The 26,360-nt window shown below is 42.5% G+C and carries 27 protein-coding genes; 2 read left to right on the top strand and 25 right to left on the bottom strand.

The features are described 5' to 3' along the window. Positions 1-261: 261 nt before the first annotated feature. From AAEY93_RS18635 to AAEY93_RS18645, 3 genes are read right to left on the bottom strand one after another with little or no spacing between them, the layout of a single operon-like run. Complete coding sequence (locus AAEY93_RS18635; protein ID WP_351079017.1) at positions 262-1,281, bottom strand: succinylglutamate desuccinylase/aspartoacylase family protein; 1,020 nt, start codon at positions 1,279-1,281, stop codon at positions 262-264. Continuing rightward, a complete protein-coding gene (gene rimK, locus AAEY93_RS18640) occupies positions 1,281-2,186 on the bottom strand; it encodes a 30S ribosomal protein S6--L-glutamate ligase (protein WP_101032310.1) in 906 nt (301 codons plus the stop codon). The genes AAEY93_RS18635 and rimK overlap by 1 nt, the downstream gene beginning before the upstream one ends. Positions 2,187-2,189: 3 nt before the next feature. Then, entirely contained in the window at positions 2,190-2,621 is a 432-nt protein-coding gene (locus tag AAEY93_RS18645; RefSeq protein WP_351079021.1) for an ATP-dependent zinc protease family protein, read from the bottom strand. A gap of 454 nt (positions 2,622-3,075) precedes the next feature. On the opposite strand from AAEY93_RS18645, the gene AAEY93_RS18650 reads away from it, so the two are divergent. Beyond that, positions 3,076-3,747, top strand: a complete 672-nt coding sequence (locus AAEY93_RS18650; RefSeq protein WP_502959567.1) for a DUF2461 domain-containing protein — start codon at positions 3,076-3,078, stop codon at positions 3,745-3,747. A gap of 323 nt (positions 3,748-4,070) precedes the next feature. Then, the gene (locus AAEY93_RS18655; protein ID WP_351079023.1) at positions 4,071-5,447 is read left to right on the top strand and encodes an RsmB/NOP family class I SAM-dependent RNA methyltransferase; all 1,377 of its coding nucleotides are present in this window, start codon (positions 4,071-4,073) and stop codon (positions 5,445-5,447) included. 87 nt (positions 5,448-5,534) lie between these two features. Here AAEY93_RS18655 and AAEY93_RS18660 read toward each other — a convergent pair whose 3' ends face one another. From AAEY93_RS18660 to AAEY93_RS18765, 22 genes are all read right to left on the bottom strand, one after another. Further along, positions 5,535-5,933 (bottom strand): DUF2802 domain-containing protein, encoded by a 399-nt coding sequence (locus AAEY93_RS18660; protein WP_351079026.1) that lies wholly within the window; start codon positions 5,931-5,933, stop codon positions 5,535-5,537. A gap of 76 nt (positions 5,934-6,009) precedes the next feature. After that, a complete protein-coding gene (locus tag AAEY93_RS18665) occupies positions 6,010-6,504 on the bottom strand; it encodes a chemotaxis protein CheW (RefSeq protein ID WP_351079029.1) in 495 nt (164 codons plus the stop codon). Positions 6,505-6,506: 2 nt separating this feature from the next. Next, complete coding sequence (locus AAEY93_RS18670) at positions 6,507-7,589, bottom strand: chemotaxis protein CheW (RefSeq protein ID WP_351079032.1); 1,083 nt, start codon at positions 7,587-7,589, stop codon at positions 6,507-6,509. Beyond that, entirely contained in the window at positions 7,573-8,367 is a 795-nt protein-coding gene (locus AAEY93_RS18675) for a ParA family protein (RefSeq protein WP_101032316.1), read from the bottom strand. The genes AAEY93_RS18670 and AAEY93_RS18675 overlap by 17 nt, the downstream gene beginning before the upstream one ends. A 45-nt stretch (positions 8,368-8,412) precedes the next feature. Then, on the bottom strand, positions 8,413-8,877 hold the full coding sequence (locus AAEY93_RS18680; protein WP_351079035.1) for a membrane anchored protein in chemotaxis locus: 465 nt from the start codon (positions 8,875-8,877) through the stop codon (positions 8,413-8,415). Further along, the gene (locus AAEY93_RS18685; RefSeq protein ID WP_101032318.1) at positions 8,870-10,075 is read right to left on the bottom strand and encodes a protein-glutamate methylesterase/protein-glutamine glutaminase; all 1,206 of its coding nucleotides are present in this window, start codon (positions 10,073-10,075) and stop codon (positions 8,870-8,872) included. The genes AAEY93_RS18680 and AAEY93_RS18685 overlap by 8 nt, the downstream gene beginning before the upstream one ends. Positions 10,076-10,105: 30 nt before the next feature. Further along, a complete protein-coding gene (locus tag AAEY93_RS18690; protein WP_351079039.1) occupies positions 10,106-12,280 on the bottom strand; it encodes a chemotaxis protein CheA in 2,175 nt (724 codons plus the stop codon). A 15-nt stretch (positions 12,281-12,295) separates the two neighbouring features. Then, positions 12,296-13,033 carry a protein phosphatase CheZ gene (locus tag AAEY93_RS18695; RefSeq protein WP_351079042.1) on the bottom strand — a complete coding sequence of 246 codons (738 nt, stop codon included), beginning with the start codon at positions 13,031-13,033 and terminating at the stop codon, positions 12,296-12,298. A 13-nt stretch (positions 13,034-13,046) separates the two neighbouring features. Further along, positions 13,047-13,430: a chemotaxis response regulator CheY gene (cheY, locus tag AAEY93_RS18700; protein WP_101032321.1), complete on the bottom strand. Its 384-nt coding sequence runs from the start codon at positions 13,428-13,430 to the stop codon at positions 13,047-13,049. A 44-nt stretch (positions 13,431-13,474) separates the two neighbouring features. Next, positions 13,475-14,194, bottom strand: a complete 720-nt coding sequence (locus tag AAEY93_RS18705; RefSeq protein ID WP_101032322.1) for an RNA polymerase sigma factor FliA — start codon at positions 14,192-14,194, stop codon at positions 13,475-13,477. After that, positions 14,187-15,068, bottom strand: a complete 882-nt coding sequence (locus AAEY93_RS18710) for a MinD/ParA family protein (protein WP_351079046.1) — start codon at positions 15,066-15,068, stop codon at positions 14,187-14,189. Before AAEY93_RS18710 ends, AAEY93_RS18705 begins: the two co-directional genes overlap by 8 nt. A gap of 4 nt (positions 15,069-15,072) precedes the next feature. Further along, positions 15,073-16,458 (bottom strand): flagellar biosynthesis GTPase FlhF, encoded by a 1,386-nt coding sequence (gene flhF / locus AAEY93_RS18715; protein WP_101032323.1) that lies wholly within the window; start codon positions 16,456-16,458, stop codon positions 15,073-15,075. 29 nt (positions 16,459-16,487) lie between these two features. Then, a complete protein-coding gene (gene flhA / locus AAEY93_RS18720) occupies positions 16,488-18,587 on the bottom strand; it encodes a flagellar biosynthesis protein FlhA (protein ID WP_101032324.1) in 2,100 nt (699 codons plus the stop codon). A gap of 134 nt (positions 18,588-18,721) precedes the next feature. Further along, positions 18,722-19,855: a flagellar biosynthesis protein FlhB gene (gene flhB, locus AAEY93_RS18725; protein WP_101032325.1), complete on the bottom strand. Its 1,134-nt coding sequence runs from the start codon at positions 19,853-19,855 to the stop codon at positions 18,722-18,724. 9 nt (positions 19,856-19,864) lie between these two features. Beyond that, a complete protein-coding gene (gene fliR, locus AAEY93_RS18730) occupies positions 19,865-20,668 on the bottom strand; it encodes a flagellar biosynthetic protein FliR (RefSeq protein ID WP_101032326.1) in 804 nt (267 codons plus the stop codon). A 3-nt stretch (positions 20,669-20,671) separates the two neighbouring features. Further along, positions 20,672-20,941: a flagellar biosynthesis protein FliQ gene (gene fliQ / locus AAEY93_RS18735; RefSeq protein WP_101032327.1), complete on the bottom strand. Its 270-nt coding sequence runs from the start codon at positions 20,939-20,941 to the stop codon at positions 20,672-20,674. Between the two features lie 12 nt (positions 20,942-20,953). After that, on the bottom strand, positions 20,954-21,715 hold the full coding sequence (fliP, locus tag AAEY93_RS18740) for a flagellar type III secretion system pore protein FliP (protein WP_164839508.1): 762 nt from the start codon (positions 21,713-21,715) through the stop codon (positions 20,954-20,956). Beyond that, entirely contained in the window at positions 21,715-22,095 is a 381-nt protein-coding gene (gene fliO / locus AAEY93_RS18745) for a flagellar biosynthetic protein FliO (RefSeq protein ID WP_411741710.1), read from the bottom strand. Before fliO ends, fliP begins: the two co-directional genes overlap by 1 nt. A gap of 118 nt (positions 22,096-22,213) precedes the next feature. Next, the gene (fliN, locus tag AAEY93_RS18750; RefSeq protein ID WP_101032328.1) at positions 22,214-22,597 is read right to left on the bottom strand and encodes a flagellar motor switch protein FliN; all 384 of its coding nucleotides are present in this window, start codon (positions 22,595-22,597) and stop codon (positions 22,214-22,216) included. 10 nt (positions 22,598-22,607) lie between these two features. Continuing rightward, on the bottom strand, positions 22,608-23,636 hold the full coding sequence (fliM, locus tag AAEY93_RS18755; RefSeq protein ID WP_101032329.1) for a flagellar motor switch protein FliM: 1,029 nt from the start codon (positions 23,634-23,636) through the stop codon (positions 22,608-22,610). 59 nt (positions 23,637-23,695) lie between these two features. Then, a complete protein-coding gene (fliL, locus tag AAEY93_RS18760; protein ID WP_351079052.1) occupies positions 23,696-24,211 on the bottom strand; it encodes a flagellar basal body-associated protein FliL in 516 nt (171 codons plus the stop codon). Between the two features lie 102 nt (positions 24,212-24,313). Further along, positions 24,314-25,900 (bottom strand): flagellar hook-length control protein FliK, encoded by a 1,587-nt coding sequence (locus tag AAEY93_RS18765; RefSeq protein ID WP_351079054.1) that lies wholly within the window; start codon positions 25,898-25,900, stop codon positions 24,314-24,316. Positions 25,901-26,360 lie beyond the last annotated feature (460 nt).

Here is a 26,360-nt window from a genome sequence, read left to right on the forward strand (position 1 = left end):
ACGTAGTCCGCCCTAGCAGCGAAGCGATACTAGCAGGACGTAGTCCGCCCTAGCAGCGAAGCGATACTAGCAGGACGTAGTCCGCCCTAGCAGCGAAGCGATACTAGCAGGACGCAGTCCGCCCTAGCAGCGAAGCGATACTAGCAGGACGCAGTCCGCCCTAGCAGCGAAGCGACACTAGCAGCGAAGCGACACTAGCAGGACGCAGTCCGCCCTAGCAGCGAAGCGACCCTAGCAAGACGCAGTCCACCCTGCTGTTTATTAGGCATATTCTTGCATAAAATCGTCAAGATTATCGTTGATGATTTCTATTTCATCGCTGCTAAATTGCGCGATATGAAACAAGGCTTCGCCTTCATTCGTAACTGGAATATTACTGTTGCCCACAATAATGCCGTCTGTTGGCGCCAGCAGTTGCGATGGCGATCCTCCAAATGGATTAACGATAGTGGCTAGTACCTGGCCTTTAGCCACACGTTCACCTAACTTCAGTTTGATATTCACCAATCCATCAGATTCACTGCGCACCCAATAACTGCGGCTTGCATTGACACTGGTGATTTTGGTTTTGGTTTTAATTTTACCTTTGGTCATGTTTAAATATCGGATCACATTGATAACACCATTGAGACCAGACTTAATCGACATATCACTGAAACGTAGCGCTTCACCCGCCTCATATAAAATACAAGGAATGTTCAAGCTATTAGCATAAGCACGCATTGAGCCTTCACGCGCTTTTGAGGACATAATGACTGGCGCCCCAAAAGCATTTGCCATATCGAGCATCACTTCATCGTCTGTGTCACAGCGGATCTGTGGCAAATTCTCTCGATAGATAGCACCAGTATGCAAATCAATAATATGGGTCGCTCTTTCAACCAAAGAATGAGCAAACAAATACGCTAAACGACTCGCCAACGCACCTTTAGCAGAGCCCGGAAAACAGCGATTTAAATCGCGGCGATCCGGTAGATAACGAGATTGTTGAATAAAACCAAATACGTTAACTATGGGCACAATTAACAAGGTTCCGGTTAAGGTTTTAGCATTAACACGACCGAGCAAACGTCGACATATTTCAATACCATTTAACTCATCACCATGGATCGCTGCGCAAACCAATAAAACAGGTCCCGCTTTAGTGCCGTGAATAACTTCAACGTGCAGATCCATCGGGGTATCGTTATACAGTTTTGCTGCGGGCAATTTGACACTTTTTTGAGTGCCTGCCGGTACGCTAACATCACCAATAACAAATGGTTCGTGCTTTCTTGGCATTAACCAGCTCCTTTCGTTTTCGGGCTAGTCGATTTAACGTTTTTCTCAATAAACTGAATTATTTTTTCCGCAACATCAATCCCGGTGGCTTTCTCAATACCTTCAAGACCCGGTGATGAGTTAACTTCCATCACTAATGGACCATGTTTAGAACGTAAAATGTCGACACCCGCTACATTGAGTCCCATTGTTTTAGCCGCACGCAATGCCGTTGAACGTTCTTCAGGGGTTAATTTGACAATGCTAGCAGAACCACCACGGTGTAAATTAGACCTAAACTCACCCGCTAATGCTTGGCGTTTCATCGCGGCAATCACTTTGTCACCAATCACGAAACAACGAATATCTGCGCCACCCGCTTCGGCAATATATTCTTGCACCATGATGTTGGCTTTTAAGCCCATGAATGCTTCAATAACCGATTCGGCCGCTTTACGGGTTTCAGCCAAAACAACCCCAATGCCTTGAGTACCTTCAAGTAGCTTGATCACACAAGGGGCACCACCGACCATATCCAATAAATCAGGAATGTCGGCAGGTTTGCTGGCAAAGCCTGTCACGGGTAAACCAATGTTCTTACGTGACAATAGTTGTAATGAGCGTAATTTATCCCGTGAACGAGTAATGGCAACTGACTCGTTTAGTGGATGCGTTCCCATCATCTCAAACTGGCGCAATACCGCTGTGCCATAAAAGGTGACCGATGCGCCGATGCGCGGAATAACCACATCAAATTTTGGCAACTCTTCACCACGGACATGAATACTGGGTGCGTTCATGTTGATATTCATATAACACTTTAATGGGTCAACAATGTTTATGACATGACCACGAGCTTCTGCAGCTTCTTTTAACCGACGGGTTGAGTATAAATTTTTGTTTCTGGACATAATAGCAATATGCATTTGTTATTCTCCTGCTAGAAATGACTCTGCTGAATTAACCAAAAAACGCCCTTGTAATGCTCGGCGTCCCAATAACATTCTAAATTTCATGTGATCTCTATTGGTTAAGGTCAGTTCGATATCAAAAAGTTGTTCTCCGATAATGATCGGTGTTTTTATCACGTAGCGTTTTGTTACATGACCACCGGAGTCACTGACATCTCGGCGATCAAATACATTAAATTCACAGATAATTTCACGATCTGAATCTTGATCTGGATGAAGCCAGACTCGAACCCATTTTTGGTTGTTTTTTTGAAACGGTTTTATTTTGAACGCATGTAAACAAGATGTTTTTGCGCCAGTATCCACTTTGATTTTGACTCTTTCGTTGCCAATATCAGGAAAAGTACCCCATTCACGCCAACCCACAATACCGAGGGAATGTTCAGTCATGGTCTATCCTTGCTTGTAGAGGAATATTCATTCCAAATGTATAATCTTTCAATAGAATCGATACGTAGCGCGTCTACAACTCGCCTGTTTATTGCACGCTTTAATTTTTAACACAACGCAAACCCGCTAAGTTATCTGTAAAATAATCCTACTTTAGCTAATTTTAACACCAAGGCTTTATTTATATCAAACTAACATTAACCAAATAAGCAAAAAAAATCTCTATGTCAGTAAGTTACAACAATATCCCGCCCACTTCCAAACCACTAAAAAAGCACATCAACTCTAGCTTTAAACATGAAAAATACAATTGAAAAATAAATTTGTTCGAATAACACTCACAATATTAATGAGTTAAAAATGCGATGGCTATTTAACTCTACATAAACATTGATTAACATGTAGGCAAATTATCACATCATTATCAGCATCGCTATTGTTAAAAGGTTATGCCATGTTTACTCAACTCAGTTTCAACTTTTTAAACCAACTCAGCACTAACAACGATAGAGAATGGTTTAAAACCAATCAACAGCAATATGAAGATCAAGTCAGAACACCTGCATTACAATTTATTGAAGCGATGCAAGGACCCATTTTGACCATATCACCACGATTTACCGCAGTAGCCAAAAAAGTCGGCGGCAGTTTAATGCGTCCGCAACGCGATAGTCGTTTTAGTAAAAATAAAACCCCTTATAAAACCAATGTAGGCATTCAGTTTAGACACTTTCAGGCAAAAGATGTGCATGCCCCAGGTTTTTATGTCCATATCGCCAATGATGAATGCTTTATTGCCGCTGGGATTTGGCATCCAGAATCAAAAGTACTCAATGCTATTCGTCATTGTATTGATGAAAACCCCAACGGCTATCAAAAAGCATTAGCACAATTATCTCGAGCAGGATTTGAATTATCAGGCGACAGTTTAGTACGCCCGCCGCGAGGATTTGCTAAAGACCACGCCATGATCGAAGAGCTAAAACGCAAAGATTTTATTGCCATTAAATCGGTAAGTATAGAACAAGTTTGTCGCAATGATTTTGTCGATTATTGTGCGCAACAATATCAGCATACACTGGCATTGATGGCCTATTTATGTTTTGCATTAGATCTCGACTTTTGATCCCAAAGAAACATTACGACGCTATCATGATGGTGTCGTCACTAGGGCGTGTTGATCTTGGAAGATGAATGTTAACCACCAAAGAAAACGACTCCGATTAACACGCCTAATGAACACAGCTAATGAACAACGCTTTTCAATACGACACTCATGGCATCACCCCACTAAAGTCGGGTTGCGTGATAAATAGTGGCTCACATGTTAGCTGTTTTATTTCATCATTAGAGTTTTAAGTCATCATTTAGATGAGCCGTGTTAAACTAGCAAAAAATAATTTAGTACAGCAAGTTGTTATTTGCTGTCCGGAAACATCAGGTCAATTCATGAGCCATAATATTCCCGCCATGTCTATCGCAACAACATCAGGCGAGACACATGCGCAAGAAATCGCAGCGACAACATCAGCCCAAAAACGTGCCCTAAGCTACTCGACAACCATTGAGAAACTTTTTAATCAGGTCATGAGTACCAAGATGCCTGCAGATAGAATTATCGGCCAATATTTTCGTGATCATAAAAAGCATGGTTCCAAAGATAGACGCGTGATCCGTGAGACTTTATTTGGTCTCTTTCGATGGTGGGGCTGGTTAAGCCAATTAGATTCAAGTCAAAAGCACACGACTTGGTTTCAGCAACTAAGTACTTGTGCGATGTTAGAACAGCATGAGTGGAATGACATAACTCAAGCTTGGAATGACTTTGCTGATTGGCCTCAAGCCCGCGCCGATAAGACTCTGCTGGAAAATAATGCATCATTAAATGGTAAATTAACTGCCTTTATTGCATTAAGTGGCATCGAAACCAGTCAAATAAGCCAATTATTACCACAATGGTTTTGGCAACGTTGTCCTATAGATGCGACTGAACAATATGCGGTTGTAAACGCCATGAGCAGCCGACCGCCTATCTGGGCTCGAGCGCAAACATTATCAACAGAAAAGGTGATTGAGTCTCTTCGCCAAACGGGCGTTGAAGCAAAAGCGAGCGGTTACTTTTCTGATGCCATAAGTTTGGGCCACAAGAGTATTAACCTAAATGAAATGGATGCTTATAAACAAGGTTATATTGAAATTCAGGATTTAGCCTCCCAAGTCATTGGCCAAATTTGTCAGCCAAACAACCATGAACTGTGGTGGGATGCTTGCAGTGGTGCAGGCGGTAAAACCCTGCAGTTATATTCATTAATGTCGCAGCAAAGCTCAGCCTTTACGGGCAGTATTACCGCATCAGATATTCGCCATAAACCGTTGGAAGAGCTGCGTAAACGTGCCAAACGAGCAGGCTTTGATCATATTAATGTCGCACCTTGGAAGGGTGACATATTACCGGTCGACGCCAATGCTTTTGACGGTGTGTTAGTCGATGCCCCATGTAGCTGCACGGGGACTTGGCGTCGAAATCCAGATATGCGATGGCTTGATGATGTTAGCGCTATCACAGACAAACCAATACTACAGTTAGCGATTTTACGTCGCAGCGCTGCGGCAGTAAAAACAGGTGGCAAGTTGGTTTATGCAACGTGCTCCTTATCCCCGAGCGAAAATGAACAAATTGTAAAAGACTTCTTATCTACAACATCAGAATTTGAACTTGAACCGGTCACACATCCTTTTACTGGACAGCTATGTGATATGTTAACCATTTGGCCTCAGCAAGCTGACAGTGATGGTATGTTTGTCGCCAAGATGCGTCGAACGTAACGCTTAGCCACTAAAAAGAATGACCCACTAAAAAGCCATCATATTGATGGCTTTTATATTATTGCGGCACAGACGAACACTGTTAGGCTATTTTCTGTGTAGACGAAGTATTAATTCAGCTTCTGCTTTGGGTAATTCGCACTCTTGCATTAGCTCTTCAATTCCCGCACCTAGACCGACCATTTTGACAGCTCGTGAATATAATTTGGTTTGAGGATCTTGTTGGCTCGCTTCTTCGATCATATCAAACTGCTTAGCGAGTTTTTGTTCTAACTCGACCACACGCCTACCCACACCAATAGTGCCACTGCGTAACTCATGTAATTCCCTTTTAACCGCTTCACGCTGACGATCACTTTCTTTAACTAATACGGTAAGTGCGGCGACTTTAGTTTTTAATTTACTCGACTGCTTAAATAAATAAAGAAGTAGACCAAGACATGCAATCACGTACACTAAAGCTGCAATTAGAAATTCATCACCCATTAATATACCTATGCTGCTGTTACTCAAAAGCAAAGAGCCAACAGTGACTCGGTTAGCTTTCTTAATAAGACCGCGACTAGATTTGTGTTAACTCTACCCACTCTTCATCAGACAATAACTTATCCAAATCAACTAAAATCAATAGCTCATTCTCGCGATTACTCACGCCTTGAATAAATTTAGCACTTTCTTCGGTGCCCACATTAGGTGCATTATCAATGTCTGAACGACGTAAATAAACCACTTCTGCAACGCTATCAACCAAAATACCAATGACTTGTTTTTCAGCCTCAATAATCACAATACGAGTTGAGTCGTCGATTTCAGAAGACTGCAAACCAAAACGTGAACGAGTATCAATAACCGTTACCACGTTACCGCGTAGGTTGATAATCCCCAATACATAATAAGGTGCGCCTGGTACAGGAGCAATTTCGGTATAGCGTAATACTTCTTGAACTTGCATTACGTTAATACCGTAGGTTTCATTATCTAGCTTAAATGTTACCCATTGTAATACTGCATCGTCTTTACTTGCAGCAACCGCTGCTACACTTCTAGAATCGCTCATTGTTAACCTCGGTCAATCGAATCCTGACAACCTAAACCTGCATCAAGCATTTTAATTAATGCTTGAACATTTAAAATGCCACACATTTGTTGTTTTACTACCCCAGCAAGCCACGGACGCTTACCCGGTTTTTCACGCCAATTGACGTGTGATTTATCTATTTTAACAGCGTTAACTAGCGACTCGCACGTTAACCCCCATTGACTATCTTCAAGCATCACAAGAAATTGATAATCGACTGTTTGTGCTAATTCTTGCGAATATTTGTCAGGCATAACCCAAGCACACGTATCAACCACATTTATGTTGCTGTCACGATGGGTTTGCACCCCCATAAACCAAGATGGCCGACCAATAAGATGATTTATCTTATCAATTTTAATAATCCCACCTAAGCTAACAAGTGGAACCGCCAGCGTTAATCCTGCTATCTTAAAGAATAACACTTGAAATTCATCATCAAGTACTTCTTGTAAATCATGGGTAATACTAGCCGGTTGATCCCCGACCTGAGTTTGTGGCCCTGTATGATCTTGCGCCGCAGAATGCTCTACCCACTGATCTTGCTTAATGATAACGTCTTTTATATCAGCATGTGAACTTTCGTTATTGTTTATATCGACTAACGACTTGATTTCTTTATTCGTTAGTTGTGTTTCTGTATTATTCACAACCGTTTTAGGCTCAATATGAGTAATGGCCTGACGAACACGCTCAGTACTGGCTTTAATCTGTTGCGATAAATCGGTTTCTGCTCTAGGTTTAGATACTGCAGATAATAATTTTTCAAGCGCGAGCTTATCGACACTGATAGTCGGCTCTGCATATTGCCGTTGGTTAGCAATAACAGATGAAGCCTTAGACAATATTTGTTGTGAATAATGAGCAGATATAGGTGCGGCTGGTGTGACTGTCCCTGTCGGATTTTCCTCGGTAATATTTGACACGTTATGGCCAATGTCATTAACGGGATCCACAGCAATACGTGGTTTTACCTCAAGGCTTTGTGCAGGAACCGATTTAGGCTGTTCCTGTAATAAAAGACTGAAATAATCAAAAACAGTTTCATCAACCGATTTTGACATGGGTAAACTCCTGAGAAAATAAAAAATCCAGCAGGCGATTATATGCTTTTACACCTCGGCTACTGGCTGAATAATGCGAACCGGGTAAATGAGCCAAGCTTGCGTCTCTAAATTTAGTATCAACCGGTATCACGTCATTAGGCCAAAGTGTTGGACCATATTTATCCTGCAAAAATTGTAATGCTATAGGAGAAGCTTTAGTGCGCTTGTCATACATAGTCGGTAATACGGTAAAGCTATAACGGGTTTTCTTAGAGCGTCCCATAATTTCCATGGTTTTCACCATACGCTCGAGTCCTTTTATAGCCAAAAACTCAGTCTGGACAGGAATAATAATGTGATGACTCGCGGCTAATGCATTCACCATTAACACCCCTAACACTGGCGGACAATCGATAATAGCCACATCATATGTATCTTCAAGCAATGCCAATAAGTTGCGCAGCACTAACCCCATGCCTTCTTGATGGCCTAATGACCTATCGAGTGTTGCTAACGCCATATTAGCCGGAATAATATCGAGGCCCTGTATTTGAGTAGGAATCACATTTTGTAAAATAAACTCTTTAGTCAGTTTCTGATGATTCAAAAAAACATCATAAAGCGAACAAGGCACTTCGTCTGAATCAATACCTAAGTAATAGCCCAATGAAGCGTGAGGATCAGTGTCAATCATCAGCACTCGTTGGCCACGCTTAACCAGTGCTCCGGCTAAACTGGCTACAGTGGTGGTTTTACCTACGCCACCTTTTTGGTTAGCTACCGTCCATATTTTCAAAAAAGCCTCTCAGGTCATTATAATGATGCTGTTATGGAATACTGACTAGTGTTTGTCTTGTTTATCATCGCGGGTTGTTACACGGATCCCACCGTTAGGTAAACGGATAACCTTAACCCCTTGATCATTTTCTGACATAACGACCTCTTGATCCTTCCATTTAGCAGGAGTATCAATATCGTACTTAACCTTATCAACTTCAATCAGCTGACCACCATCTAAAGCACCCGGACCAAACAGCGCACTTTGCGCGTGTTCCTTGCCAGCCGACGCTATAATTGCTTGAGTTTGTTCAGGATGCATAGTTAGCCAATCAGCAATATTCGCTGCTTGATCTTCTGGTACCATCAACAACACTTGAGATGCGGTTAAACGGGCGACATCTTGTTGTAATGAAGCCACTTTTTGATGGGCATCAACATATAAACCTGCTAATACGAAGATCATTATGAAGGATAAAAACAACCCTAGCATTTGCTTAGTCTTTAACGAGTACTCAGGCTTAGCCACGACTAGACTCTTTTAAAATGGCTTCAGCCATATTGTCTAATGAAATAGAGTGAGTCGCGATACCTGTTGAAAACACCGCTTGAGGCATACCGTATACCACACAACTTGCTTCATCTTGTGCCCAAATAGTGGCACCCATAGACTTTAACATTCTGGCCCCTTCTCTACCGTCAGCCCCCATACCCGTTAACACAACAGCCAAAACATCACCGCCAAAAGCTTTAGATGCTGAAGCAAAAGTAATATCAACGGACGGTTTATAATTCATTTCATGGGTTCCAGAGACGATTTTCAACCTGCCAGTAGAACCATTTCGCTCAATCATCAGTTGCATGCCTCCGGGTGCTAAATAAGCACAGCCAGGACGCATAACATCGCCATTTGCGGCTTCTTTCACATCAATTTTGCACAAGGTATTTAAGCGTGCCGCAAAGGCTGGGGTAAACGCCGCAGGCATGTGCTGGATCAACACAATAGGATGAGGATAATTGGCTGGAAATGCCGTTAACACCTTCTGTAATGCGACCGGCCCACCGGTTGATGTCCCAATCAATAATGCTCTATATTGCTTACCGCTGGCTCGAATAGACGATACTGAAGACGTTGTTGGATTGGCGGTTTGGCGATCAGCGGGTGCACTCGGTGCACTCGATAGACTGGAACGGGCTGCAACTGGTGCGGCATGTGGGGGCAAACGACTACTTAATGGTCGATGAGAGGTATGGGTATCTGCGGCAGTCGTCGTTGCTCTACGAGGTTGCGGTAATGATGTAGTCGATAACGAGCTAGAACGATACATCCTGCGTCGACCTAATGCTTTAATTCGTTGTTGTAACAACAGTATCGCATCGTCTTTATTTGTCGCAATATCCTCAAAGCGTTTTGGCAGAAAATCCAATGCACCAGCGTCTAACGCATCCAGTGTCGCTTTAGCGCCATCATGAGTTAACGATGAAAACATCAAAATAGGGGTAGGATTATTCGCCATGATTTCACGAACAGCCGTTATCCCATCCATCACAGGCATCTCAATGTCCATCGTAATGACTTGAGGCTTTAATTTTGCAGCCATCTCAACAGCTTCTTTACCATTAACAGCAACGGCAACAACTTCGAGATCAGGATCTTGATTGACAATCTCACTGACTCGACGTCGAAAAAAGCTAGAATCATCTACAACTAGTACTTTTATGGCCATTTAATTCCTTAAATAATGGAACTTTTATTATTACTTTTTACTTTTAGCGTAGTGTTTTAGCAGCCCTGGCACATCTAAAATAAGTGCAATGCCACCATCGGATGTAATTGTCGCACCCGCCATTCCAGGCGTGCCTTGTAACATACTGCCAAGTGGCTTAATAACAACTTCTTCTTGTCCAATCAATGCATCAACAACGAAGCCAATCTGCATAGTACCAAGCTGAACAATCACAACATGACCATGCTTCTTATCACCATGTTTAAAGGTTGATTTTTTGCTGTGTAACCATTTTTCTAGATAAAATAATGGCACGGCCTTATTACGGAAAATAACCGTCAATTGACCATCAACAATATTGGTTTTTGTTATATCTAAATTAAAGATTTCATTCACACTCGTTAACGGCAGTGCAAAGACTTGATTGGACACTTCAATCATCAATGTCGGCATAATCGCCAAGGTTAATGGCACTTTAATTTCAAGTATGGTGCCCTTACCTTTCATCGAATCAATATAAACCGTACCGTTAAGTTGGTTGATGCGGGTTTTCACCACATCCATACCCACTCCACGGCCTGAAATATCTGAAACTTCAACTTTGGTTGAAAAGCCTGGAGCAAAAATCAGGTTATAAGCTTCGTTATCGGTCATTCTCGCGGCGGCATCTTCATCTAACACACCACGACTTATCGCAATCTGTTTTAGCTTCTCAGGGTCCATCCCCGCGCCATCATCCTCAATTTTAAGCAGGATGTGGTCACCTTCTTGGCTAGCCGATAAGGTAATCGTGCCCGTTCGAGATTTACCACTTGCTTCACGAGTAATCGGCATTTCGATACCGTGATCGACTGAGTTTCGCACCAAGTGGACCAAAGGATCGGCTAACGCCTCAACTAAATTTTTATCAAGATCGGTATCTTCACCAATCATGACTAAATTAATTTCTTTATTTAAGGTGCGGGCCATATCTCGAACAACACGAGGGAATCGGCCAAACACTTTCTTGATAGGCTGCATGCGGGTTTTCATCACTGCGCCTTGCAAATCAGCAGTGACTAAATCAAGGTTAGCAAGAGCCTTAGACATTTCCTCATCTTCACGATTAATGCCTAAGCTAACCAGTCGGTTACGAACTAAGACCAACTCACCAACCATATTCATGATGTCGTCTAACCGAGCGGTATCAACACGAACGGTTGTCTCACCTTGCGGAACAGAAGGCGCCTTAGGAGCAACTGCCGGGGCAGATGATGCTACGGGCTTAACAACTGGTGTTGCCGTCGGTTTTACCACTGGGGGAGCGACCACTTTATTGGACTCTACAGCGGTAGTTGATTGTGGTTTAACTACCGGCGCAGTACCTTTACCGTGTAATTCATCTAAAAGACGTTCAAATTCATCGTCAGTGAATTCATCAGAATCAACAAGAGGTTCAGCAACAGGCGGGGTAGCTGGTTTAGCTGAAACTACCGCTTCTGATTTAGCTTTAAACGATCCTGAGCCATGTAATTCATCTAACAATGCTTCAAATTCATCATCAGTAATGTCGTCACTACTATTGGTTACCGCAGACGTTGAATCGATATTGGCTTTTTTACTATCAGAAGCTTTAGATGAAGCAGGACTTTTGCCTGTACCATGTAAAGCATCAAGTAAAGCTTCAAATTCAGACTCATCAATTTCATCAATACTGCCTGAGCCGGATGTTTGCGCTGAGGGCATACTCATTTCTTCGATGGATTCAGGCTGGTTAAACTCAACAATATTTTCAATGGGTTCTGGCTCTCCTGCCGTCATTTCTGAAGGTAATGGTGCACCTGAACTTAATAATTTGAGTTTAGCGAGTAACGCAGGATCAGCGGAGTCTTGCTGCTGTCCCTGCTGAGTTTGAGCAAACATGGTATTAATCGCATCAACCGCTTGCAAAATAATATCCATTAACTCTGAATTTACGCCGCGTTTGCGGGTGCGTAAAAGGTCGAAGGTATTTTCAGCTTCATGACAAACATCAACCATTGGACCCAGACTTAAAAAACCAGCCCCACCTTTAACGGTGTGAAATCCACGGAAAATAGCATTAAGTAAATCACTGTCATCAGGATTATTTTCAAGAGTAACGAGCTGCTCCTGTAGAAGCTCTAAAATCTCACCAGCTTCAATTAAAAAGTCCTGGAGTATCTCTTCATCAACATCAAAAGACATTAAATTGACTCCTAATTAGAAACCCAGACTTGATAGCAGATCATCTACTTCATCTTGACCAGTTACCACATCTTCACGCCGTTCAGCATGCATAATGGGACCTTCTGCTTCTATTTTATTATCGTTTATAGTAGGCAATAATTCGCTAGCATTATCACCAAACACTGTTAGCATTGAAACCAAATTAGTTTCTACTTCACGAACTAAATCAATCACTCGACGGATCATTTGACCGGTCAAATCTTGAAAATCTTGCGCCATTAAAATTTGATTTAACAGCTCGCGAAGGCGATTAGAGTCATGCTCGCTATGCGACATAAACTGTTGAACATCATGACAAAGTGACTTAAATTCACCCAATTCTATATCACGACGCATCAATTTATCCCACATGGGCGTCACTGATTGTATATTGCTAATGATGGTATCGGCCAAAGGAAGACATTCTTCAACTGCATCCATGGTTTTATTTGCAGCTTGTTCTGTCATATCGATAACATAGTTCAACCTTTCTTTAGCATCCGGTATTTCGGTATTCGCTAATTCAGATAAACGGTTATCAACTTTGAAATCTTTTAGTGCACTGTGGAGTTGTCGAGTTAACTTACCGACTTCTTCAAAAAGCTCACGCTGCAATGGCGTGGCAAGCTCTCTGATGTAATCATCAGCTTCTGCTTGATTACCCGAGGTAAGTAATTCAACAAGTTCTTGGGCTTGTTCAAGAGTGACCAAGCCCGATATTGATGCCTGCATGACTAATCCTTGGTTATGCGAGTCGTTCAAAGATTTTATCTAGCTTTTCTTTTAACGTAGCGGCGGTGAAAGGCTTTACTACATAACCATTTACACCAGCTTGCGCTGCAGCAATAATTTGTTCACGCTTAGCTTCAGCGGTTACCATCAATACAGGTAAATGCTTTAACGAATCATCAGCACGAATGGCTCTAAGTAAATCAATACCTTGCATTCCAGGCATGTTCCAGTCTGTTACTACAAAATCAAAATCGCCTTTTTGTAACATTGGTAGGGCTGTTGAGCCATCATCTGCTTCTTGAGTATTATTGTATCCCAAGTCTCGCAACAAGTTCTTAATGATACGCCTCATTGTTGAAAAATCGTCAACAATAAGAATCTTCATATTCTTGTCCAAGGTTTCCTCCGGTGAGCTGACTCTCGTTCGCTCTATATAAGTTATTATTCTTGTGTCCAATGCTTGAGTTTGGCTTTTAACCTGAGCATTGCCTGACTTAATATCTGGCTTACTCGCGATTCGCTAACTTCAAGGATTGCACCAATTTCTTTTAAATTTAATGCTTCGTCATAATATAACGACAGCACTAACGCATCTCTTTCTGGCAATGTCTTAATTGCTTCAACCAATGCAGATTGAAATTGAATTTCAGCAAGCGAGTCAAAGGTTTCATCTGGCGATTCGTTGTCTGTGATTAACACATCTTGCGCAACACCAAGATCTTCTATACCGATGATTTTACCAACAGAAACATCATTTAAGATGTGATGGTATTCATCAAGCGACATATCAAGTTTTTCTGCAATTTCAGTATCATGAGCATCACGTCCAAGCTTCTGCCCTAATTCATCAATCACTTGTGCTACACGACGATTATTACGATGAACTGAGCGTGGAACCCAGTCACCTCGGCGAATTTCATCTATCATTGCACCACGAATTCGGATACCAGCAAAGGTTTCAAATTTGGCCCCTTTACTATCATCAAATTTTGATGAGGCCTCAAGCAACCCCATCATCCCAGCTTGTAATAGGTCATCGAGTTGCACCGATGCTGGTAATCTTGCCAGCATATGATGAGCAATTCTTTTAACCAGCGGTGCATACTGTTCAACAATAGATGTTTTGTTATCGAACTGAGTATACGCTGCGGCTTTATTCACCCGTTCTTCCTTCTTGTATCGGCTTACGTTGTACAAGACGTTCAACAAAGAATTCTAAATGGCCGCCGGGCTGTTGTGGCACCGGCCAAGTCATAATTTTATTGGCTAATCCATGGTAAGCAATAGCTGAAGGAGATTTAGGATACGCTTCAACAACTAACTTTTGCTTACGAACCGCTTTACGTAAATTCTCATCAAAGGGTATTGTTGCAACCAGCTCTAAAGCAACATCTAAAAATCTATCGGTCACTTTACTCAGTTTTGCAAATAATTCCATACCTTCTCGTAAACTACGCACCATATTTGCCACAATTTTGAAGTGGAACACACCATGCTCGCGACTTAAAATTTTAATCAGTGCATAAGCATCGGTAATCGATGTCGGCTCGTCGCAAACAACAATTAATACATCCTGTGATGCACGAGAAAAACTCAGCACCATATCTGATATACCGGCAGCAGTATCAACAATTAAAATATCGAACTGAGTACGCATTTCACTAAATGCACGTATCAGTCCGGCATGTTGTGCTTGCGTCAATTCAACCATTGCTTGAGAACCTGACGTAGCAGGAACAATACCGATCCCTTTGGGTCCGCGCACAATGATGTCATCTAATTCGGCATCACCGGACAAAACATGAGATAAATTTTTCTCAGCGCGGATCCCCAGCATGACATCGACGTTGGCTAACCCTAAATCGGCATCAAGTACTAATACGCGTTTGCCTTTTTCAGCTAATGCAACGGCGGTATTAATTGACACACTGGTTTTGCCCACTCCGCCTTTACCACCGGATACGGCAATTACTTTAACTTTATCGTTATTTGGTTGATTCATCATACGTAAACCACTTGCTTGATCCCGTGTCATAACTTTACTCAAATGCATAGGCGTTGTCATTAGACCACGCTGTGTCTTGTGACGATTGTTGTTCTGTTTCATTTAATGCCGCCAGAGCCTGCTTAGCCAACTCTAGGGTATCAGCCACTTTCATGTCCTCAGGAACACGTTGACCGTCAGTAACATAGCTCAATGGTAACTCATTTTGAATCAATACGCTCAAAGCACCTGCAATTGATATTGATTCATCTAACTTGGTTAAAATCGCACCCGCTAATGGGATCCGTTTAAAATGTTCAACCGCATCTTGCAATACGCGACGTTGACCGGTCGCCGACAAGACTAAGTAGCTCCTAATTGGAATTCTACTATTGGCTGTTAAATTATCTAGTTGCTGATATAAACGCATATCTCGCTGCCCCATACCTGCCGTATCAATTAACACTAACTTACGATTTCTAAACTGATAAAGAATTTGTTCTAATTCAGTTAAATCATGTGCTTGTTTAACCGGACAGCCCATTATTTTGCCATAAGTGGCTAATTGCTCATAGGCGCCAATACGGTAATGATCTGTGGTAATCAATGCGACCTGCTCTGGTCCATGATGGGCGGCAAATCGGGCGGCAATTTTAGCTAAAGAAGTCGTTTTACCAACACCCGTAGGACCCACAAATGCCACAACACCACCCCGTTTGACAATATCATCGCCTTGGTTGTCGAGTAAGTTGGCTAAACTTTGCGGTAATGCGCGCACTAAATCTGCTGGGGTGTAATGTTGGCTTAATCCCGCTAGTTTAGCAGCTACTGCCGGAGAAAACTCTGCGGCAATCAATTTACTTTCAAGCATTGCTCCCACAGGATCGGTCCGCTTTTTTTGGTCTTTCATTAACGATGAAACTTGATGAGTTAATAAGCTACGTAATGAAGCCATTTCTTCACGCAGATCATCCATATCGCCTGAGTGGTTTTTATTATTTTTTGTTGGTTTGTCAGAGACGGATTGCGGTGGCAAGTTCGACGCGGGTTTAGCCGACTTTGCACCTTGTAATTGGCGGGCCCATTCAGGTAACTCTGGCTCGTCTTGTTGCACGGACATTTGTTGTGTCATGCGATTGTGTTGTTTTTCAAGTAATGCCTGTAACGAATCTGCGGCCGCAGGAGGATTGACCTTCGATTGGGCTTTTATGGCAGGTTTAGCGCCTAAAGACACCTTGTCTTCGCTCACATCCATAAAACCCGTGGTCGGCGCTTGTGAAGCGATAGCGGCTTTAGGTTCGTCATAATCTACAGCAGCGACAATCTCGATTCCGCCAGTGACTTTTTTATTCGACATAATGACAGCGTCAGAACCCAACATTTCTTTTACTTGAGCCAATGCCGCGCGCATATCTTTGGCAAAAAATCGTTTAATTTTCACTTATGCACCTCTATAAACTGACGTTATCACTATTGGCCTACAGCAGAAACAATTCTAATTTGTTTCTCGTCCGGTATTTCTTGGTAAGAAATCACGCGTAAATTGGGAATAGTGTATTTAACAAATCGTGACAGCGTTGACCTGAGCATGCCAGATGTCAATAAAATGGCTGGTTGCCCTACCATTTCTTGCTTCTGTGCAGCGTCTAATAATGACTGTTGCATACGCTCTGCAAGACCCGGTTCAATATTAGGACCTTCACCGCCGGTCGCCTGCATAGACTTATGCAACATCTGTTCCAACTCTGGCGCCAATGTAATGACAGGTATTTCAAGTTCTGGTCCAGAGATTTCTTGCACTATCATACGTTTTAGCGCAATCCGCACTGCTGCGGTTAAAACTTCGGTGTCATTACTCTTAGTGCCGTATTCTAACAAGGTTTGCACTATGGTGCGTAAATCACGTACCGATACCCCTTCGTTAAGTAGGTTTTGCATCACTTTAACCACAGATCCCAGCGGCATAATATCGGGAACAAAACCATCGACTAATTTAGGTGAATTTTTGCCCAACATGTCTATTAACTGCTGCACTTCTTCATATCCTAATAGCTTGGCCGCATTATTACTGAGTAATTGGCTGATATGTGTAGCCACAACCGTTGCGGTATCGACGACGGTATAGCCTAATGTTTGTGCCTGTTCACGTTGCTCTGGGGTTATCCATACCGCCTCTAAACCAAAAGCGGGGTCGCGAGTTTCAATGCCATCAAGCTTACCGTAAACTTGGCCTGGATTAATCGCTAACTCGCAATCATGTCTCACTTCTGCCTCACCGACCACCACGCCCATTAACGAAATGCGATACGCATTAGGGGATAAATCCAAATTGTCACGAATATGCACCGCTGGCACTAAAAAACCTAACTCTTGTGACAATTTCTTACGTACGCCTTTGATCCTGCCTAATAATTCACCGCCTTGAGACTTGTCGACTAATGGAATTAGGCGATAACCAACCTCAAGCCCTATGGTATCAACATGGCGTACATCGTCCCAGCTTAACTCTTTAGGTTCTTTATTCTTAGTCTCAACCGGCCCTTTTGTGGCTAAGGTAAGTGCAGCTTGTTTATTGTCAACATTACGCTTGTAAACAAAGTAAGCGGCAGCTGCGGTAATGGCTGCGAAAGTCAAAAACGCGAAATGAGGCATACCAGGCACAACACCCATGACAAATAATAACCCAGCAGCAATGGCTAATGATTTATGACTGTCAAACATCTGACTGAACATCATTTGGCCCATATCGCCTGACTCGTTTTGACGAGTCACCAATAAAGCCGCGGCAATGGATAATAATAAACCGGGGATCTGCGCGACTAAACCATCACCAATGGTTAATAACGTATAAATTTCTACGGCGCTAGAAAAATCGAGATCGTGCTGCACAATACCAATAATAAAGCCACCTAAGATATTGATGACTAAGATCATAATACCGGCGATAGCATCACCTTTTACAAATTTTGACGCCCCGTCCATCGCACCATAAAAGTCAGCTTCTCGGGTCACTTCTTCACGGCGAATACCGGCTTGTTCTTGGGTCAGCGTACCGGCATTTAAATCGGCATCAATGGCCATTTGCTTACCTGGCATGGCATCTAAGGTAAAGCGAGCGCTTACCTCAGAAATACGCCCCGCACCTTTGGTCACTACCGCAAAGTTAATGATGATCAAAATAAGGAATACCACTAAACCGACAGCATAGTTACCCCCAATCACCACTGAGCCGAACGCTTCGATCACTTTACCAGCGGCATCACCACCATTATGGCCTTCGAGCAATACAATCCGGGTAGAGGCAACGTTAAGGGCAAGCCTTAATAACGTAGCCACCAGTAATACGGTAGGAAATGCAGCAAAATCAAGAGGTCTATCCGTATAAATGGCAACGAGTAGTACGACTAAAGCTAAAGCAATATTGAATGAAAATAGGATGTCGAGCAAAAAAGCAGGAATGGGCAACACCACCATTCCAAGCGCCGCGAGCACGATTAAAGGCGTACCAATGCCCTTAAATGTCGACGGTCTTATTTGTTTAAATTGCCCGAAAGCGGCTTTTGCATCCATTGAGGTCAACCCTTCATGTAGTCTATTGCGAAATAATGTACTGTTATTTGACGCTAATAGACTGACGAAGCAAAAACTAAGCCAAAACTACGACAGAGGGAGTCATTTAACGATATAAGCGAATTGAGTGGCGATTAATGCTTCAAATCATCAGGAATGGGCTGACTAAGTGGGATAGCTTTAGGACGACGACCTTTACCTTTTTGATATTGCCTAAGCTGAAATACATAGGCAAGTACTTGTGCGACCGCGGTAAATAAGCCTTCTGGCACTTGTTGATCAATCTTAGTGGTGTGGTAAATAGCACGAGCTAATGGCGGGGCCGATACAATAGCAACATTATGTTCGCGAGCAATTTCACGTATTCTAAAGGCAACGTCATCGACACCTTTGGCAATTAAAAATGGCGCAGACGAGCGACTTACATCGTATTTTACCGCCACAGCATAATGCTCTGGGTTAACCACAATCACATCAGCGTTAGGCACTTCGGTCATCATACGCCGTTGCGCCATCTCCTGCTGCATTTGTCTAATTTTGCCTTTAACTTCAGGCTTACCTTCAGAATCTTTATACTCATCTTTAATTTCTTGCTTGGTCATTTTTAATTGTTTCTTGTGATTCCAAATTTGAAATGGCACATCTATAATAACAATCAATAACATCGAACTGCAAAGTACGATAAACATCCAAATGAGCAACTCTAAAGAATGATAGATATTGCCAGGTAGGTGATCGCTAGACAGGGTCAAAATATCAATGAAATAAAATTTTAGTAGGAAGTAAGCGGATAATGCCACCACCACAAATTTAGCAATACCTTTAGTCAGTTCAACCAATGCTTGGGTACCAAACATACGCTTAAAACCGTTCATGGGGTTTAACTTACTGCCTTTAGGCATAAAGGCTTTGACTGAAAAAGAGATCCCACCTAAAACAATATTGCCCAAAAAAGCCACAAATGCCAGTAAAGCAATAAAGCTAATTAACGGCCCAGCAAGCTCGTTCCCCACGACGCCCCATACACGAAACATGGAGTTGGTATCAAAAATTTGGTCGCGTTCCATGGTAAATAGTTGTTTCATTATGGTATGGAGACCTTTGGCAATAGCCGGCCCTGTCATCGAAAATCCAACCGATGCGGCCAATAATACTGCTGCGGTACCTAATTCTTTAGAACGGGCGACTTGGCCTTTTTCACGGGCTTGTTCAAGTCGCTTCTCGGTGGGCTCTTCATCGCGTTCTTGACTACTGTCATTTTCTGCCATCTGTGCCCCCTAAAATACCACTGAACTATCACGTTGACATTCAAGCTGCAGCACATCACACATAAGTAGCTGCGCAGCCGACCAAACTTCATCAAAATGCGCCATAATCGGTCCCAATGTTAACCACAAAATCAGCAAACCACAGACCATGGTAACCGGGAAACCAATAGAGAAAATATTCAACTGCGGCGATGCGCGAGTCATTACACCAAAGGATAAGTTAATTAATAACAAGGCAGTAATAGCTGAGATTGACATTGTCAGCGCAGCGCCAAACATGAAACCGCCCCAATCGGCAAGGGCGCGATAATTGGCGATTGATATACCTTGATTTGATATAGGAATGGTTTCAAAACTCGCCACCAGCATCCGAAACATCAATAAATGGCCGTCAACTGCCAAAAAGATAAGCGTTGCCAATAACAAAAATAAGTTACCCACTACGGGTGTTTGCGCACCAGAACCAGGATCAACCATTGAAGCAAAACCTAAACTGGTCTGCATACCAATAATTTGCCCTGTTAACACAAAGGTTTGCATGGCCATTAAGGTCACAAAACCCATTGTCACCCCAATTAATATTTGCTGAACAATCACAAAAACGGAACTTAATGCCAGTAATTCGACATTTACAACTGGGGGTAAAATAGGTGCAACAGCCACGGTAATGGCCACGGATAACAAGAGTCGAACCCTAGCCGGCGTGGTATTTGCGCCAAAGACCACCATCACCATGAGCATGGATGAAATACGAAAAAACGGCAAAAGATAAGCAGCAATTGTTTGACTGATTTCATCAAACAAAATATTCATAACTTACCCTATCACTTGTGGAATGAGATTCACCATCTCGAAAAAGAAATCCATCATGGTTTGCACCAGCCAATGGCCTAAGTACATCAACGCGAATAACGTCATCATTAAACGCGGTAAAAAGCTTAAGGTTTGCTCGTTAATGGAGGTCGCGGCCTGAAACACCGCCACAATTAAACCGACAAATAAGCCGGGCAAAATAATCGCTGCCACGATCAGTACGATAACGGACAATGCTTCTCGAAAAACATCAACTAGCGATTCTGGAGACATAACTTTAGCGCCTTATATTCCAAAGCTGTTCGCTAAAGTCCCCATGACAAGACCCCAACCATCAACGAGTACAAACAACATAATTTTAAACGGTAATGACACGATCATCGGTGACAACATCATCATACCCATAGCCATCAAAATACTGGCGACAACCAAATCGAGGACTAAAAAGGGCACAAACAACATAAAACCTATTTGAAATGCCGTTTTAAGCTCGCTGGTGATAAATGCAGGGATCACCACACTAATAGGCGTTTGTTCTGGAGATTGAATATCTTTATATCCGGATATTTCGATGAAGGTTTGTAAATCGGTGGTCCTAACTTGCGACAGCATAAATGATTTAATCGGCTCTTTGCCAACATCATAAGCCTGAGTTAATGTTAACGTTTCATTAATATAAGGCTCTACAGCTTCAGCATAAATTTTATCGAATACCGGCGCCATAATAAAGAAAGTCATAAACAAACTAATCCCAATCAGCACTTGATTCGACGGTGTTTGCTGTAACCCTAAAGCTTGTCTTAATATCGATAACACCACAATTATACGGGTAAAGGAGGTGAGCATTATCACCATCGCAGGGATAAAACTCATTGCTGTCATTAGCAATAAAATCTGCATGGTTACCGAATATTCAGTTGTTCCATCTGCAGCTGTGGTGACCGTTAATGCAGGTAACACCCCATCTTGTGCCATTGCTGAGGGCGATAAAACCAATGCCACTAGCGCCATCACCGCCAACACCAACACGCTTGTGTACTTATTCATTATTGCTGTTCCTTGGCTTGTTTTAGGCGACTGGCAAACGAAGAAATAGGAACATCGACGGAGGTGGCTAACTTATCAATAAGATTAATCTGTTGCGAGGTCACACCAAGAAGATATTGCTGGCCGTTGACCTCCACCAGTACGACTTTCTCACGCTGGCCTATGGGGGTAACGGCAATTGTTTTAATCACACCGCCATTTGAAGGCACTAATTTAAGCCGTTTGACAATGTAAGCTAACAAAAAGATAAGCGCTAATACGGCAATTAACCCACCAACCATATTGGCTAATGTTGCGGCATTAGACACTTCAGAGGGATGAGCTAACGGGTTATTCGTTAGAGTGCTAGACACTTCAGGGGCGCTCAATGCCTCACTCATGACGCTGAGCATTAGTATCACATTAGCCACTGCTATTCCTTGTAATGTGCAACCAAATCAGCAAAGATCAACACTATCCCAACCTTTGCTATATTATTGTTTTATTTAGTTAATCAAGTTATTTAAGTTTTTTGATTCGTTCTGTCTGGCTAATAACATCCGTCAAACGGATACCAAACTTATCATTAACGACCACCACTTCACCATGGGCAATCAAGGTTCCATTGACCATGACGTCCAGTGGCTCACCCGCTACACGGTCAAGTTCGACCACCGAACCTTGATTCAGCTGAAGTAGATTACGGATGCTGATAAAACTGCGTCCCACTTCCATAGAAATGGTCACCGGAATATCTAATATGCCATCTAACTTTGCCGCTTCTTCTTTAGAAATAGGTTTGGAATCATCGACTAACTCATCAAGCTCAACTTGTTCCGCTTCTTCTATAGCCTGCTCAGCCATTGCGGCAGCCCAGTCATCGCCTGTATCTTCTGTGCTCATTCACTTCACCTTATAACTCTGAAATATCACGCGACTTGCCTTTGCGAGTCACTAATTGCAGCTCTGTTTTAACCGTTTCTGGCCGTGGGATTTTTTCACTGATTTTTACCGCTAAATTATCGCGCGATTTGCCCATTTTACAACGATAAGTCGGCAAATCCTCAATTTTCATCATAATGTGTTCAGGTAATTCAATCGGGATTATATCGCCCGCTTTAAAGCCCATAACATCGCGTAATGTCACTTCATGTTCAACAACGTTGACATCAATGCCCACTTTCACGTCCATAATTTCATCACGTAATGCTTGCGACCAGCGCATATCCGTATCTTGTTTATCACTTTGAACACCGGCATCGAGTAATTCACGGATTGGCTCAATCATTGAATACGGCATTGTGATGTGAAAATCACCGCCGCCACCGTCAACTTCGATGTGAAATGAGTTAATCACCACCACTTCGGTCGGACTGACAATGTTCGCCATGGCAGGGTTCACTTCAGAGTCGAGGTATTCAAACTCCACATCCATTACCGGCGACCATGCTTCTTTGTAATCTTCAAAAATAATTTTGAGCAATAACTGTACAATTCGACGTTCTGTTGGGGTAAATTCACGGCCTTCAATTTTGGCATGAAAACGACCATCGCCACCAAAGAAGTTATCGACAAGAATAAAGACTAATCTTGCTTCCATGGTGATTAACGCGGTGCCTTTAAGTGGACTAAAACGCACCATATTTAAACTGGTTGGCACAAATAGAGTATGCACATACTCGCCAAACTTAAGCATTTGTACGCCATTGATCGACACTTCGGCTGCACGGCGCATCATGTTAAACATACTGATGCGTAAATGTCGTGCAAATCGTTCATTAACGATTTCAAGCGTAGGCATACGGCCACGCACAATTCGGTCTTGAGATGAGAAATCATAAGACTGCGCATCAGCACTATTTTCTTCTATCTCATCATCATCGACATCATCAACACCATGTAATAGCGCATCAATTTCATCTTGGCTTAATAAATCACTCACATCATCGCCTTAGCAGTTAATGTTTTTTTGGTTATTGGTTATTGGTTATTGGTTATTGGTTATTGCATTACAAAGCCAGTAAACAGGACCTTTTCAACGACTGTCCCCCCCGTTACTGGTTGCAATGTATTTTGAACATTAAGTAACGCTAGCTGACGTAACTCATCTTTACCGGCTTGGGTACTCAGTTTTTGCACATCAGCGGCACTAAAAGTGGTTAATAATGCATCCTCAATCAATGGGATATGTTTTTTTATAAGCACGCTATCATCTTCGCCACGCACCATTAATTGGACTTTAATTTCAACCAGTCTCGCGCGATCAACACCCGGTAAATTAAACAGAAAAGGTCTTGGCATGCCAACATATTCAGCTCCTGCACTTACTGTTGGTGCTTCTGTTTCACTAGCGGTATTTGCGGGAGAATCAGGCTCGCTTGAACCCATAAAAAACCACAAACCGCCCCCAATGAGCAAAACCAACACTAAACCAATACCACCAAAGATGATCAGCTTATTGGATTTGTTACCGCCTTCTGGGACTTCGTTTAATTCTAATTCTTGTTCAGCCATCATGGTCCCAAATCAACATTGTGATTAACATTGTAATTAACATTATAATTTAGCTAAATAACTCGCTATTGTTACGAAGTCATATTGTTGCCATAGGTTACCTGCTTAAGCATAATAATCTATAGCTGAATGTAAACTCCTTGATGGATTTGTCAGCAAGCTGACCTCTTGTGTTGAAATTTCATCCAATTGGCGGCCTTCCCCACTATGATCGCCTGATTGTTCATGCTGCTGTTCGCTACCGCCATCGCCTTGGGACACATGACTGTCGGTCAATTGTAATCCTTCTTGCGCAAGCATCTCACGTAATCGTGGCATAGCTTGCTCAACGATATCTCGGGTTTGCGACTGGGCAACATGAAACTGCACTTGAGTTTGATCGCCTTGGATTTGAATTTTAATCGTTAAATGTCCAAGTTCGGCTGGATCAAGCCGAATTTCAGCTTGTTGAACACCATTACTTACCATAGTGATTAACTGCTGTTTCATCACCGGAGAAAAACGCTGGATCATCTCTTGCATCTGAGCGCCAGCTTCTCCTTGCGGTCTTATCGATAACTGGAATTGCGGCACATCACTTTTATTGACCGAGGTAAAGCTATTGTGATTTTGTAAGGTCTTATTGTCAGTTTCACTGACATCAGCCACAGCATCTAAGCCAAAATTAGCTGGGGTTAAGTGGGTTGAAGGCTCACCGGAGGCGCGCTTTATCGCTAAGGAGTCTAATACCACTGAAAAATCAGCTTTTGCCAGTACTTTGGCATTATCAGTATCTACTTGAACATTGCTATTAATGCGATCGTTATCACCTAAAATAGTCTCGGGATCGACGTTCATCGCTGAAGTCGCTTCAACTGAAGCGGCAGAACGACTAAGCCCAGAGCTTAAAGGACCCGTCATATCTGATTTAACGGCTGCAGAATTAAGTGCAGAGTTAACATCGGTAGCACTCGCTTTACCTTGGATCGCCACGCTGGTGGCGACTGATTTATCAATTTGGTTTTGTTGTTCACTATCAAGCTTGCTGTCTGGAGATTCATCACTGCTGTCCATATCAGCCTCCACCATGGCTAAAATAGACTCATCAATAACCGGTGCTTGTAGATTAAAATCACTAATTAATACGTTTAAGGCTTGAGGGTCTAACGCTTGTAAGTCTTTTACCGATAAATCAGCAAATGCCATTAAGTTGTCTAGTTCTTCAGCGCTAAGCTGAGAAAGCGCGTCTTTGGTAGTGATAGAATCTGCCGGTAAATCAATAGTATCAGTAAATAACTCACTAACACCGACATCATTATTGGTCTTTTCAACAGCAGCACTGTTTGGCGCTTCTGCCGAAAATGTTGTGTCAAAATAAACCTCAGATTGTTCGACATGTGGCAATTCTTTTCCGCCAGAGGAATGACGTTTATTGATTGAATCCGCCATATTAAGTTGAGCAAAAATCATTTCAACATCAGCATTTTCGTCTGTAGACAGCTCACTTGCGATGCCAGCATTTGCTTTCCCGGCTTCAGCATCAAACGACACCTGCGCCGTATTAGCGTTACGCCGTAAAATAAGACCGGATTCGCTCGCTTGATTAAAAGCAGATAAAAATGTTTTATTTTCAACATCTTGCACGTTTATCTTCGTGCTCGCATCGGCAGGTTTACTGCTATTGCCAAGTAAGATATTGTTCATCTGCTGCATAATCTGCTCCACTCAATTAAACAAGGTTAGGTGATATATCGTCTAAAAACAGCTAGGTCATCACCCTCTATACGTCACATATTTGTCTGTTCAATTATATGTATAAGGTGATTGCAAAAGCCTCGTAATAAGCTCGCCACCGTCGCTTCACTGACGATTTGTATTTCAATTAATAATACTAAGCAATTTAAGTGCCAACACATGGTGGTTCGATGAACTTTGCATAATAGATAACCAAGCAAAACATCAGCGAACCAGCAAGCGCATCATGATATTTTGATGTGTGCAGATCGCGACTTGTCAAACTTGCCATTTGTTGCGACTAAGGCGTCTTCACGAGTTAATAGGAGCGTCAATAGTGAGTCTATTGCAAGTCGATAAATGGTCATTAGCAAGGTCATTAGCAAGGTCATTAGCAAGGTCATTAGCAAGTCGATAAATGGTCATTAACAAGATTGTT

Origin of the sequence: Shewanella sp. CAL98-MNA-CIBAN-0140 (genome assembly GCF_040309905.1) — a bacterium.
Lineage (GTDB): Bacteria > Pseudomonadota > Gammaproteobacteria > Enterobacterales > Shewanellaceae > Shewanella > Shewanella psychromarinicola.

Excerpts from the sequence above, each read along its gene's own strand:
- fliR (WP_101032326.1), bottom strand. The coding sequence starts at position 20,668 with ATGAATATTTTGTTTGATGAAATCAGTCAAACAATTGCTGCTTATCTT.
- fliP (WP_164839508.1), bottom strand. The coding sequence starts at position 21,715 with ATGAATAAGTACACAAGCGTGTTGGTGTTGGCGGTGATGGCGCTAGTG.
- AAEY93_RS18695 (WP_351079042.1), bottom strand. The coding sequence starts at position 13,033 with ATGCAGGCATCAATATCGGGCTTGGTCACTCTTGAACAAGCCCAAGAA.
- AAEY93_RS18650 (WP_502959567.1), top strand. The coding sequence starts at position 3,076 with ATGTTTACTCAACTCAGTTTCAACTTTTTAAACCAACTCAGCACTAAC.
- AAEY93_RS18670 (WP_351079032.1), bottom strand. The coding sequence starts at position 7,589 with ATGTCAAAATCGGTTGATGAAACTGTTTTTGATTATTTCAGTCTTTTA.
- fliN (WP_101032328.1), bottom strand. The coding sequence starts at position 22,597 with ATGAGCACAGAAGATACAGGCGATGACTGGGCTGCCGCAATGGCTGAG.
- AAEY93_RS18655 (WP_351079023.1), top strand. The coding sequence starts at position 4,071 with ATGAGCCATAATATTCCCGCCATGTCTATCGCAACAACATCAGGCGAG.
- fliQ (WP_101032327.1), bottom strand. The coding sequence starts at position 20,941 with ATGTCTCCAGAATCGCTAGTTGATGTTTTTCGAGAAGCATTGTCCGTT.
- fliO (WP_411741710.1), bottom strand. The coding sequence starts at position 22,095 with ATGAGTGAGGCATTGAGCGCCCCTGAAGTGTCTAGCACTCTAACGAAT.
- flhA (WP_101032324.1), bottom strand. The coding sequence starts at position 18,587 with ATGGATGCAAAAGCCGCTTTCGGGCAATTTAAACAAATAAGACCGTCG.
- AAEY93_RS18635 (WP_351079017.1), bottom strand. The coding sequence starts at position 1,281 with ATGCCAAGAAAGCACGAACCATTTGTTATTGGTGATGTTAGCGTACCG.
- flhB (WP_101032325.1), bottom strand. The coding sequence starts at position 19,855 with ATGGCAGAAAATGACAGTAGTCAAGAACGCGATGAAGAGCCCACCGAG.
- AAEY93_RS18710 (WP_351079046.1), bottom strand. The coding sequence starts at position 15,068 with ATGACACGGGATCAAGCAAGTGGTTTACGTATGATGAATCAACCAAAT.
- AAEY93_RS18685 (WP_101032318.1), bottom strand. The coding sequence starts at position 10,075 with ATGGCCATAAAAGTACTAGTTGTAGATGATTCTAGCTTTTTTCGACGT.
- AAEY93_RS18765 (WP_351079054.1), bottom strand. The coding sequence starts at position 25,900 with ATGCAGCAGATGAACAATATCTTACTTGGCAATAGCAGTAAACCTGCC.
- rimK (WP_101032310.1), bottom strand. The coding sequence starts at position 2,186 with ATGCATATTGCTATTATGTCCAGAAACAAAAATTTATACTCAACCCGT.
- AAEY93_RS18660 (WP_351079026.1), bottom strand. The coding sequence starts at position 5,933 with ATGGGTGATGAATTTCTAATTGCAGCTTTAGTGTACGTGATTGCATGT.
- AAEY93_RS18645 (WP_351079021.1), bottom strand. The coding sequence starts at position 2,621 with ATGACTGAACATTCCCTCGGTATTGTGGGTTGGCGTGAATGGGGTACT.
- AAEY93_RS18665 (WP_351079029.1), bottom strand. The coding sequence starts at position 6,504 with ATGAGCGATTCTAGAAGTGTAGCAGCGGTTGCTGCAAGTAAAGACGAT.
- fliL (WP_351079052.1), bottom strand. The coding sequence starts at position 24,211 with ATGATGGCTGAACAAGAATTAGAATTAAACGAAGTCCCAGAAGGCGGT.
- AAEY93_RS18690 (WP_351079039.1), bottom strand. The coding sequence starts at position 12,280 with ATGTCTTTTGATGTTGATGAAGAGATACTCCAGGACTTTTTAATTGAA.